The organism is Caballeronia grimmiae (genome assembly GCF_000698555.1).
GTDB classification, from domain to species: Bacteria; Pseudomonadota; Gammaproteobacteria; order Burkholderiales; family Burkholderiaceae; genus Caballeronia; species Caballeronia grimmiae.
Genome location: NZ_JFHE01000047.1, coordinates 24,114 through 35,785, shown reverse-complemented (window position 1 = coordinate 35,785; position 11,672 = coordinate 24,114). Strand labels below are relative to the sequence as shown.

Below are 11,672 nucleotides of genomic sequence, written 5' to 3'. Positions count from 1 at the left end.
ACTCGCTGTCGACTTCGACTTCGACCGCAATCAATTCGCTGTCCACGGGTGTCGACTCGCTGTCGACGGGTGTCAGTTCGCTGTCGACGGGCATCGACTCGCTGTCGACGGGCATCGCCTCGTTGTCGAGCTCTACGTCGACCAGTATCAACTCGCTGTCTACGGGTATCACCTCGCTTTCCACCGGCGTCAGCTCGATCTCGACGGCCATCAGCACGGTCATCGACGACGTCACCAGCATCTCGACGTCGATGAGCAGCATTGCAGGCGGCAAGGGCATTAAGTACTTCCACGCCAACATGGACGAGGACATGCCCGATTCCGAAGCAACTGGTAAGAACTCGGTCGCTATCGGTGGCAACGCTCGTGCCGTAGCCGACAACTCGGTGGCCATTGGTAACAATTCGGTGGCAGATCAGGCGAACACCGTTTCCTTCGGCACTGCCGGCGGCACGGACAACCTCCGTCTGGTGCACGTTGCCGACGGTATCGCTAACGACGACGCAGCCACGGTCGGCCAGTTGAAGCAGACGGGCCTGATCGGCCCCGATGGCAAGACGCGCACTGCGGTGACGTACGACGTCAAGGCGGATGGCACGGCTGACTACAGCAGCATCTCGCTGAACAATGGCACCGCCGGCACGGTAGTCCACAACGTTGCAGACGGTGTCCAGGCCACTGACGCGGTCAACGTGCGGCAGTTGGATCAAGTCTCCGACGTGATCAACAACCTCTCGTTGCAGTCGAGCCCGATGTTCGCCGCAGACGGTGATCGTGCGCTGGAAGCAGCAACGGCGAGCGGCACGCACGCGGTGGCAAGCGGCGCGAACGCGAAGGCAACAGGCGCCAACGCGGTCGCCACCGGGGCCAACTCGATCGCCAGCGGCAACGGCGCGACGGCTATCGGTGCAGGCAGCCAGGCAACGGCGGACAACTCCGTTGCTCTGGGCCAGAACTCGGTGGCGGATCGTGCGAACACCGTGTCGGTCGGCACGGCCGGCGGTGAGCGCCAGGTCACCAACGTGGCGGAAGGTACGCAAGGTACGGACGCTGTGAACGTCAACCAGTTGAACGACGCGAAATCGCAAGCCAATAGCTACACGGACTTGCGCGTCAATAAGCTGCAAGGCGCAATCACTGACGTTCAGCGCAAGGCGTATTCCGGTGTCGCGGCGGCTACCGCTTTGTCGATGATTCCTGATGTCGACAAGGACAAGGTCATCGCGGTCGGCGTGGGCGGTGCGGGCTACCAGGGCTATGGCGCTTCGGCTCTCGGTGTGAACCTGCGGATTACGCAGAACGTGAAGATGAAGGCGGGCGCGGGTCTGAGCGGTGCGGGCAACGTGTACGGCGCTGGCGCGGCATACCAGTGGTAAAGCAGGCCTGAGGTAAGACTCTGGGTGGTACAGGCGATCGAGGAGCGATTCGATCGCCTGGCTTTCCAGTTCGAATTCCTAATCTCGGTCAGCGAGACAAGAGATCGCAAATCACGTTTCAAAATCTGGCTTGGAGCAATCGTTCTCCCGGTCTTCTTGCTGACAGCAACGAGCACGCCAAATAAATCAACGGATTACGGCGATATATATGTTCATATATGTCGCCTTTTTTTTGAGTATCAAAGTTGGTGCGGACAGCGATGCACAGGTGCACCGTTTCCATTAATCCATATGTGTGCGGTTGTGTATTTGCTGCTACTTGGCAAGCTGGGAAATACCTAGGTGGGAAAAGTCAACACCTGTCGATTTGAACAAGAGAATCGAATGTATGCGCAATCAGAATAATCCCAAATGCCGCATTTCCGTGGGCGAGTGGACTTTAGGATATGTCCGCTTCAGGCCCCGGGCGCATTGGCATATTCTGTTCCGTGGTCAAAGGTGTTTCTAATTTTTCTTCTCTGCAAGCGCCGCTTTGCATGAAGTGAGTCGAATCGGTTTATGAATAAGTCATACCGCAGTATTTGGAATGAAAGTGTAGGTACGTTTGTCGCGGTTGCGGAAACCGCGATGGCTCGTGGCAAGCAGGCCTCTGCCGGTGTGGACCGCGGATCGGTTCACCCGAACGATGCTGCGGCGGACGTATCATTAATAAGAAAGAAGCGTATGGTGGCTACTACCATTGGCGCTTCGATGACGGTCATGTTCGGTCTCGCGGGAGGAGATCAGGCCTTGGCCATTACGAATACCCCCTCGTTTTTGATCTGTCCTAGTAGTAGCGGGTATACGCCGACTGGCCTAACGAGCCTTGACTGTACGACTGTTTCCGGTCAAACCTGGAACGCGGGCGGGCTGATGATTACTGCTGGCGGCGGTCCCACCGGCTATGGCGCGGTGCCCCTCCAAACAGCCACTAGCCTTATCGAAACTTATGGACAGTGGGGCGTCGGGGCCAATAAGGCAATTACATTTAATGCACCTTCCGTAAATTTCACTAAATCAAAGCTTTCCAATGTCGGCGGTGGTGTAACAGCTGCCGGCGACACGCATGCGGTCAACGGTAATCAGGCGTTCGCTGTGACCGACGGGACATCGAGATCGGTATCGACGATGCTTTCTACGGCCGTCAGCTCGATGTCCACTGGGATTAATTCGGTCTCCGCGAGCTTGGCCCCGATTCCGGCTAAGTGGAACTCGCTGTCCACAAGCGCCTCGACCATGGTGAACTCGCTGAGTACTCAGCTCACGAACGACCCCGCTTCGGGTCTGACCTCGCTTTCAACGGCGTGGAGTTCAATGTCGAACAGTCTGTCGACGGTGGCGAGCAGGGTGGATCAGACCGGCGCAACGATCGCGAACTCCTCCACGATGACTGATGGGCTGGAACCGTTGATCACCCAAGGCGACCTGGATCTGACCTCGCTGTCTACTTCCATTTCCACCGGCTTCGATTCGCTTGCGTCGTTCGCAGACTCGAATTTCACGTCGCTTACTACCGGGTTTGCATCGCTCTCGAGCGCAACGGCACCGGTCGCGGCAAGCTTGAGCACACTCAATACGTCGATCTCTTCCATCGTCGCAAGCGCGAGCACGAACAGCGCCGCGGTGAGCGGTCTTTCGGGTTCGCTGAGCACCATCGGCAGCAAGATCACCATCCTTTCGTCGGGCCTGAGCACTACCCAAGGCGTGGTGAACGGACTGTCTACGACTCTGAGCTCCGTCTCGACTTCAGTTGACAGTCTTTCAACGTTCGCAGGCACGGTGCAGACGGGAGTGAGCAGCGTGTCGCTCAGCTTGAGCACGACCGATACCGCCGTAAACAGTTTCTCAGCGAGCCTCAGCGCGACCGTCACGGAAGTGAACAGCCTGTCGAGCGAACTCAGCACGACGAACACTGCTATCACGAGCGTTTCGACCGGCCTTAGCTCGACGAACGCAGTGGTCGCAGGCGTGTCGAGCGGTATGAGCACCACCAACACGGCGGTCAACTCGCTTTCGACCGGCTTGAGCACGACGAACAGCGCGGTCGATAGTTTCTCGACTGGTGTGGTTTCGCTGTCTACGTCTACGTCGACTGGAATCAATTCGCTGTCGACTGGTTTGAGCACGGCTAACAGCGCCATCACCAGCTTGTCCACTGGGCTTTCCACGACCAACAGCAACATCACTTCGCTTTCGAATGAGGCGAACACGCTGTCGACGGGCCTCACAACGACCAACAGCACGATTGGGGTGTTGTCGTCCGGTTTGAGCACCACGAACAGCACGATTGGTGGTTTGTCGACGGTGTTGAAAGACGCGGTGATGTACACGGACTCGTCGCATTCGACGGTCAGGCTCGGTCTCGCGGGCGGTCCAGCGGTGAAAGTGACGAACGTGGCGGCTGGCACTGACCCGCTGGATGCGGTGAACTTTAGCCAGTTGACCTCGCTGTCAAGTTCGACGTCCACGGGCTTGGACTCGCTGTCCTCTGCCATGTCGAGCTCGAATGGCGACCTCGACTCGCTCGCCGCCGGCGTCGACTCGCTCTCCACAGGTTTGAACTCGCTGTCGACGTCGAACTCCACGGCGGTCGTCTCGCTGTCGACGGGCGTGAACTCGCTGTCGACGGGCGTGAACTCGCTGTCGACCGGCGTTAATTCGTTGTCCACGGGCGTGAATTCGCTGTCGACCTCGACTTCGACGGCAATCAACTCGCTGTCCACTGGCGTTGACTCGCTGTCCACGGGCGTGAACTCGGTGTCGACGGGGCTGAACTCGCTGTCAACCTCGACGTCGACCGCATTCAGCTCGCTGTCGACGGGTGTCAACTCGCTCTCGACGGGCGTGAGCTCGCTGTCGACCTCAACCTCCACGGCAATCAATTCGCTGTCCACGGGCGTGAACTCGCTGTCCACGGGCGTGAACTCGCTGTCCACGGGCGTGAACTCCCTGTCGACCTCGACTTCGACTGCGGTCAGCTCGCTGTCGACGGGCATCGACTCGCTGTCGACGGGCGTCAGCTCGCTGTCGACCTCGACCTCCACGGCGATCAATTCGCTGTCGACGGGCGTCGACTCGGTCTCCACCAGTGTGAACTCGCTGTCGGCGTCGACTTCCACGGCGGTCGACTCGTTGTCCACGGGCATGACTTCGTTGTCCACTTCGACTTCGACGGCCATCAACTCGCTGTCGACGGGTGTCGATTCGGTCTCGACGACCGTCAACTCGTTGTCGACTTCGACTTCGATCGCGATCAACTCGCTGTCGACCGGCGTCGACTCGCTGTCGACGGGTGTGACCTCGCTGTCGACGTCGACCTCCACGGCTATCAATTCGCTCTCGACGGGCGTGAGTTCGCTGTCGACGGGCGTGAACTCGCTGTCGACCTCGACCTCCACCGCGATTAACTCGCTGTCCACGGGTGTCAACTCGCTCTCGACGGGTGTTGACTCGCTGTCCACGGGCGTGAATTCGCTGTCGACCTTGACCTCCACGGCGGTCAATTCGTTGTCGACCGGCGTTAATTCGGTCTCGACGGGCGTGAATTCGCTGTCGACCTCGACTTCCACGGCAATCAATTCGTTGTCGACGGGCGTCGACTCGCTGTCGACGGGCGTGAACTCGCTGTCGACCTCGACTTCCACGGCGGTAGATTCGCTGTCCACGGGCGTGACGTCGCTGTCGAGCTCGGCTTCGACGGGCATCAACTCGCTGTCCACGGGTGTTGACTCGCTGTCCACGGGCGTCAACTCGCTGTCGACCTCGACCTCGACCGCAATCGACTCGCTGTCGACCGGCGTGAACTCGCTGTCGACTGGCGTGAACTCGCTGTCGACCTCGACCTCGACCGCGATCAATTCGCTGTCGACGGGCGTTGACTCGCTGTCCACGGGCGTGAACTCGCTGTCGACCTCCACCTCAACGGCTATCAATTCGCTGTCGACGGGCGTCAACTCGCTCTCCACGGGTGTTAACTCGCTGTCCACGGGCGTGAACTCGCTGTCGACCTCGACTTCCACGGCGGCCAATTCCTTGTCGACGGGCGTCAGTTCGCTCTCGACGGGCGTGAACTCGCTGTCGACCTCGACTTCCACGGCGGTCAATTCGCTGTCCACGGGCGTGACTTCGCTTTCGACGGGCGTGACGTCGCTGTCGACCTCGACTTCCACGGCGGTCAATTCGCTGTCCACGGGCGTGACGTCGCTGTCGACCTCCACTTCGGCAGGCATCAACTCGCTGTCCACCGGTGTTGACTCGCTGTCCACGGGCATGAACTCGCTGTCGACCTCGACTTCGACTGCGGTCAATTCGCTGTCGACGGGCGTTGACTCGCTGTCCACGGGCGTGAACTCGCTGTCGACCTCGACTTCGACTGCGGTCAATTCGCTGTCGACGGGCGTTGACTCGCTGTCCACGGGCGTGACTTCGCTGTCGACCTCGACTTCCACGGGTCTCAATTCGCTGTCCACGGGTGTCAGCTCGCTCTCCACGGGTGTTAGCTCGTTGTCCACGGGCCTGAACTCGCTGTCGACCTCGACCTCGACCGCAGTGAACTCGCTGTCCACGGGTGTCGACTCGCTGTCCACGGGCATCAACTCGTTGTCGACCTCGACCTCGACCGCAGTCGACTCGCTGTCGACGGGCGTCGATTCGCTGTCGACGGGCGTGAACTCGCTGTCGACTTCGACTTCGACGGCGGTCGATTCGCTGTCGACGGGCGTGAACTCGCTGTCGACTTCGACTTCGACCGCAATCGACTCGCTGTCCACGGGTGTTGACTCGCTGTCGACGGGCGTGAACTCGCTGTCGACGTCGACCTCCACGGCGATCAACTCGCTGTCGACGGGTGTTGACTCGCTGTCGACGGGCGTGAACTCCCTGTCGACCTCGACTTCGACTGCAGTCACCTCGCTGTCGACGGGTATCGAATCGCTGTCCACGGGCGTGAACTCGCTGTCGATTTCGACCTCGACGGCGATCGACTCGCTGTCCACGGGTGTTGACTCGCTGTCGACGGGTGTTGATTCGCTGTCGACGGGCGTGAACTCGCTGTCGACGTCGACCTCGACCGCGGTCAATTCGCTGTCGACGGGCGTCGATTCGCTGTCGACGGGCGTGAACTCGCTGTCGACCTCGACCTCGACGGCGGTCGATTCACTGTCGACGGGCGTGACTTCGCTGTCGACCTCGACTTCGACGGCATTCGATTCGTTGTCGACGGGTGTTGACTCGCTGTCGACGGGCGTGACTTCGCTGTCGACCTCGACTTCGACCGCGATTGACTCGCTGTCGACGGGCGTTGATTCGGTCTCGACTGGCGTGAATTCGTTGTCGACCTCGACTTCGACCGCATTCGATTCGCTGTCCACGGGTGTTGACTCGCTCTCGACGGGCGTGAACTCGCTGTCGACGTCGACCTCCACGGCAATCGATTCGCTGTCCACGGGTGTTGACTCGCTGTCGACGGGTGTTGACTCGCTGTCGACGGGCGTGAACTCGCTGTCGACGTCGACCTCCACCGCGGTCAATTCGCTGTCGACGGGCGTCGATTCGCTCTCCACGGGCGTGAACTCGCTGTCGACCTCGACTTCGACTGCGGTCAATTCGTTGTCGACGGGCGTCGATTCGCTGTCGACGGGCGTGAACTCGCTGTCGACCTCGACCTCCACGGCGGTCGATTCACTGTCCACGGGCGTGACTTCGCTGTCGACCTCGGTTTCGACCGCTGTCGACTCGCTGTCGACGGGTATCGACTCGCTCTCAACCGGCGTGAATTCGTTGTCGACTTCTACTTCGACGGCATTCGATTCGCTGTCGACAGGTGTTGACTCGCTGTCCACGGGCGTGAATTCGCTGTCGACCTCGACTTCGACGGCGTTCAATTCGCTGTCGACCGGCGTTGACTCGCTGTCCACGGGCGTGAACTCGTTGTCGACCTCGACTTCGACTGCGATCAACTCGCTGTCCACGGGTGTTGACTCGCTGTCCACGGGTATCGACTCGTTGTCCACGGGCGTGAACTCGCTGTCGACCTCGACTTCCACGGCCATCGACTCGCTGTCGACCGGTGTCGACTCGCTGTCGACGGGCGTAAACTCGCTGTCGACCTCGACCTCGACCGCAGTCAACTCGCTGTCGACGGGCGTCGATTCGCTGTCGACGGGCGTGAACTCGCTGTCGACCTCGAGTTCGACGGCCGTCGATTCACTGTCCACGGGCGTAACTTCGCTGTCGACCTCGGCTTCGACCGCTCTCGACTCGCTGTCTACAGGCGTCAACTCGCTGTCCACGGGTGTCAGCTCGCTGTCGACCTCGACTTCGACCGCGGTCACCTCGCTGTCGACGGGTATCGAATCGCTGTCCACGGGCGTCAGCTCGCTGTCCACGGGCGTCAGCTCGCTGTCCACCGGCTTCAACTCGCTGTCGACCTCGACGTCAACGAGCATCAGCTCGCTGTCCACGGGTATCAGCTCGCTGTCCACCGGCATGAATTCGATGTCGACGGCCATGAGCACCGTCATCGACGACATCACCAGCATGTCGACGACGATGAGCACCATGGCGGGTGGCGAGGGCATGAAGTACTTCCATGCCAACATGGATGAGGACATGCCCGATTCGGAAGCAACCGGTAAGAACTCCATCGCCATCGGCGGTAACGCCCGCGCAACGGCCGAGAACGCCGTCGCGATCGGTACCAACTCCTTGGCCGATGAGAAGAACACCGTGTCCTTCGGCAGTGCGACCGGTGGCGATCTGCGGATCACCCACATTGCAGACGGTATCAATGATGATGACGTCGCCACGGTGGGGCAGTTGAAGCAGATCGCGCCGACTGACGCCAAGACCGGTGCGTTCAAGCCGGCCGTCACGTTCGACACGACCGCAACGGGCGAAACCGACTACAGCAGCATTACGCTGAGCGGTGAGGACGGCACGACCATCCACAACGTCGCCGCTGGTGTCGCGCCGACCGATTTGGCCAACAAGGCCCAATTGGACGCACTCTCCGACGCGATGAAGAACGCCGTCGCTGCGTCCACCGATGCGTTCTTCACTGCGGACGGCAATCCTGTTACCGAGGCGGCCGTCGCAAGCGGCAGGTACTCGGTGGCAAGCGGTGCGAACGCGAAGGCAACGGGTGAAAATTCTGTTGCTCACGGCGCAGGCGCGGTTGCGAGCGGTGCCAATTCGATAGCGATCGGCGCGAACAGCCAGGCAACGGCGGACGATTCCGTAGCCCTGGGTGCGAGTTCCGTGGCCGACCGCGCTAACACGGTGTCGGTCGGTTCTGCGGGCGGCGAGCGCCAGATCACCAACGTGAAGGCCGGTACGGAAGGCACGGATCTGGTCAATGTCAGCCAGTTGAACGACGCGGTCGCGGAGTCCAAGAGCTACACAGACAACGCGCTGAGCGGCATGCAGGGGTCCGTCACTGAAGTGGGCCGCAACGCCTACTCCGGCATTGCTGCGGCTACGGCATTGGCCATGATCCCGAACATGGATCAGGACAAGAACATGTCCGTCGGTGTGGGTGCTGCGACGTATCAAGGGTATGCGGCAGCGGCGGTCGCGGTGAATCTGCGCGTTACGCAGAACCTGGTGCTGAAGGCTGGCGCGGGTTCGACTCGTAGCGGAACGGTGTATGGCGCAAATGCCTCGTATCGGTGGTAACAGGCGGGTCCGGAGCTAACGCTCCGGATGTCCGGGCGGTCCGCATCATGGGCTGCCCGGACGCTGCCCTCCATTCGTACAGACTTAGCTGGAACTCACTTGATGTCGAAACTTCTTATCGCGGTAATTACCGCTCTCGGGCTCGTGTCTGCCTGCACGACCGACACAGGCATGACTCACACGGCACACAAGCTGAACATCGCAGGACAGCAGCAGGCCTATCGCGTTACTTGCTCCGGCCTCGTTGAATCGCAGCAATCGTGCATGGCCAAGGCTGCGGAAATCTGCCAAGGTAGCCAGGTTGTCCCGGTTCAAGCACTGGACGATTCCCGCGTCAGGCAGGGCGGAAGCAGTGCACGTCAACTCGACTTCACTTGCAGCAGCGCGGTACGATCCGCGCCGGCGCGTTAACGCGTTAAGATTGAAACGAGCCATCGCGGCTCGTGACGTTTCCCCAAACCGACGTTCAATCGAACGTCGGTTTTTTTTTCGCCTTAACCCCGCCTCTGCGTCGTAGGCACACACGGCAACCCGCGTTAGGCTGCCCAAAGCAGTCATTTCGCGCGCTTACAAGTAGAATTCCGTTGCCCAGCGCCCGTCATCGCTTTGTCGGACACCGCTTTTGAATGCGGTGCAGCAACGGCGAACGCATTAAAGCGCGAATAACCTCAACAAAATCAAGGAGGCGTCATGCCAGCCGTCCACGGGAGCATGCTGCTGCTCTACGCAGTCATCGCAATCGCGGTTCTGATCCTGATGATCACCCGCTACAAGGTTTATCCGTTCCTCGTCCTTTTGATCGTTTCCCTGCTGCTTGGCCTTGCGGTCGGCATGCCGATGGACAAGATCGTCAAGGCGTTCGAAACCGGCAATGGCAACACGCTCGGACACATCGCCGTGGTCGTTGGTTTGGGGACGATGCTCGGCAAAATGATGGCGGAATCCGGCGGGGCCGAGCGCATCGCCAATACGCTCATCAACCTGTTCGGTGAGAAGAACATCCATTGGGCGATGATGGTCGTCGCCATCATCGTCGGCTTGCCGGTGTTCTTCGAAGTCGGCTTCGTGCTGCTGATTCCTATCGCTTTCAACGTCGCGCGCCGCACCGGCAAGTCGCTGCTCGTGATCGGTTTGCCTATGGTCGCCGGTCTGTCGGTCGTGCATGGCCTGATTCCGCCGCACCCTGCGGCGCTGCTCGCGGTGCAGGCGTATCACGCGGATATCGGCAAGACGATCGCTTACGGATTGATCATTGGTGTGCCGACGGCCATCGTCGCGGGGCCGCTGTTTGCCTTGCTGATTCATCGATACATCAAGCTCCCGGACACTAACGCGCTCGCGGACCAGTTCGTGCAAAAGCATGGCGACAGCGCGTCGAAGCGGGAGCTGCCGAGCTTCGGCATCACGCTGTTCACGATCTTGCTGCCGGTCATCCTGATGCTGGTCGGAAGCTGGGCCGACCTCGTCTTCACGCCGAAGACGCTGCCGAACGATCTGCTGCGCTTCATCGGGCAATCGGATATCGCGCTGCTGATCGCGGTGCTGGTGAGCTTCTGGACTTTCGGCGCAAAGCAGGGCTTCAACCGCGAGCAGATTCAGAAGTTCTGCGGCGACTGTCTGGCGCCGATCGCGGGCATTACGCTGATCGTCGGCGCGGGCGGCGGCTTCGGACAAGTGTTGCGTGACAGCGGCATCTCGCAGCAGATCGTTGCGACCGCGACACAAGCGAGCCTGTCGCCGCTGTTGCTCGGCTGGTTCGTCGCCGCGCTGATCCGTCTGGCAACCGGCTCGGCCACCGTCGCGATGACGACCGCGTGCGGCATCGTCGCGCCGATCGCGCAGGCCGCGGGCGGTCATGTCAGCCCGGAGCTGCTCGTGCTCGCGACCGGTTCCGGCTCGCTGATTTTCTCGCACGTGAACGATGGCGGCTTCTGGCTGATCAAAGAATACTTCGGGATGACGGTGGGGCAGACGTTCAAGACATGGTCGCTGCTGGAGACCATCATCTCGCTCATGGGACTGGGTTTGACCCTCGCGCTCGCGACGGTCGTGTAAGGAGACTTCGATGATTCTGATCGCGATGGGCGTCTCGGGCGCCGGCAAATCCCTGATCGGCGAAATGCTGGCCGAACGCCTGAATTGTCCGTTCACCGACGGCGACGCCTTTCACAGCGCCGCAAACAAGGAGAAGATGCATCACGGCATCCCTCTGACCGATGAGGACCGCTGGCCGTGGCTCAAGACGATCCGCGCGGCGATTGAAGAGAAGCAGCGAGCGGGCGAGACGGCTGTTTTCACCTGCTCGTCGCTCAAGCGCTCGTACCGCGACGTGCTGCGTGCCGGCGACAAGGACGTGTGTTTCGTCTATCTGAAAGGCTCGATGGAAGTGCTGCGCGAACGCCTTGGCCACCGCACCGGCCATTTCTTCGATCCGTCGCTGCTGCAGAGCCAGCTCGACACGCTCGAGGAGCCGGGCGAGGACGAGGCGGTCACGGAGAGCATCGAGCTGCCGCCCGAGCAGATCGTCGATAACGTGATGGAAAAGTTGAAGACGCGATAGAAAACGAAAAGCCCCGAGAAATC

The 11,672-nt window shown here is 60.6% G+C and carries 6 protein-coding genes and 2 pseudogenes; 6 read left to right on the top strand and 2 right to left on the bottom strand.

Annotation, left to right across the window (positions count from 1 at the left end; all coding sequences use genetic code 11):
- Positions 1–313, bottom strand: a 313-nt coding sequence (locus BG57_RS33170; protein WP_206539437.1) for a hypothetical protein, incomplete at its 3' end; no start/stop codon positions are given.
- Between BG57_RS33170 and BG57_RS27295 the strand changes: the two genes are divergently transcribed.
- Entirely contained in the window at positions 312–1,376 is a 1,065-nt protein-coding gene (locus tag BG57_RS27295; RefSeq protein ID WP_160174759.1) for a YadA family autotransporter adhesin, read from the top strand. The two genes, BG57_RS33170 and BG57_RS27295, sit on opposite strands and share 2 nt — an antisense overlap.
- Positions 1,377–1,934: 558 nt before the next feature.
- Positions 1,935–2,039 (top strand): annotated as a pseudogene (locus BG57_RS34375) (ESPR domain-containing protein); the annotation flags it as partial.
- A gap of 458 nt (positions 2,040–2,497) precedes the next feature.
- Here BG57_RS34375 and BG57_RS33165 read toward each other — a convergent pair.
- Positions 2,498–2,653 (bottom strand): hypothetical protein, encoded by a 156-nt coding sequence (locus tag BG57_RS33165; protein WP_160174758.1) that lies wholly within the window; start codon positions 2,651–2,653, stop codon positions 2,498–2,500.
- On the opposite strand from BG57_RS33165, the pseudogene BG57_RS34370 reads away from it, so the two are divergent.
- From BG57_RS34370 to BG57_RS27275, 4 genes and pseudogenes are all read left to right on the top strand, one after another.
- A pseudogene (locus BG57_RS34370) lies at positions 2,652–3,863 on the top strand (cell surface protein); the annotation flags it as partial. The gene BG57_RS33165 and the pseudogene BG57_RS34370 overlap by 2 nt on opposite strands.
- Positions 3,864–7,922: 4,059 nt before the next feature.
- On the top strand, positions 7,923–9,089 hold the full coding sequence (locus tag BG57_RS33975; protein WP_229754072.1) for a YadA family autotransporter adhesin: 1,167 nt from the start codon (positions 7,923–7,925) through the stop codon (positions 9,087–9,089).
- 690 nt (positions 9,090–9,779) lie between these two features.
- Positions 9,780–11,144, top strand: coding sequence for a GntP family permease (locus BG57_RS27280; RefSeq protein ID WP_035969998.1), 1,365 nt, complete (start codon positions 9,780–9,782; stop codon positions 11,142–11,144).
- Between the two features lie 10 nt (positions 11,145–11,154).
- Positions 11,155–11,649 carry a gluconokinase gene (locus BG57_RS27275; protein ID WP_035969996.1) on the top strand — a complete coding sequence of 165 codons (495 nt, stop codon included), beginning with the start codon at positions 11,155–11,157 and terminating at the stop codon, positions 11,647–11,649.
- The last annotated feature ends 23 nt before the right edge of the window (positions 11,650–11,672 follow it).

Bases quoted from the DNA above. Each gene is read 5' to 3' on its own strand.
- BG57_RS27295 (WP_160174759.1), top strand. From the start codon at position 312: ATGCCCGATTCCGAAGCAACTGGTAAGAACTCGGTCGCTATCGGTGGC.
- BG57_RS33165 (WP_160174758.1), bottom strand. From the start codon at position 2,653: ATGGTCGAGGCGCTTGTGGACAGCGAGTTCCACTTAGCCGGAATCGGG.
- BG57_RS33975 (WP_229754072.1), top strand. From the start codon at position 7,923: ATGAGCACCGTCATCGACGACATCACCAGCATGTCGACGACGATGAGC.
- BG57_RS27280 (WP_035969998.1), top strand. From the start codon at position 9,780: ATGCCAGCCGTCCACGGGAGCATGCTGCTGCTCTACGCAGTCATCGCA.
- BG57_RS27275 (WP_035969996.1), top strand. From the start codon at position 11,155: ATGATTCTGATCGCGATGGGCGTCTCGGGCGCCGGCAAATCCCTGATC.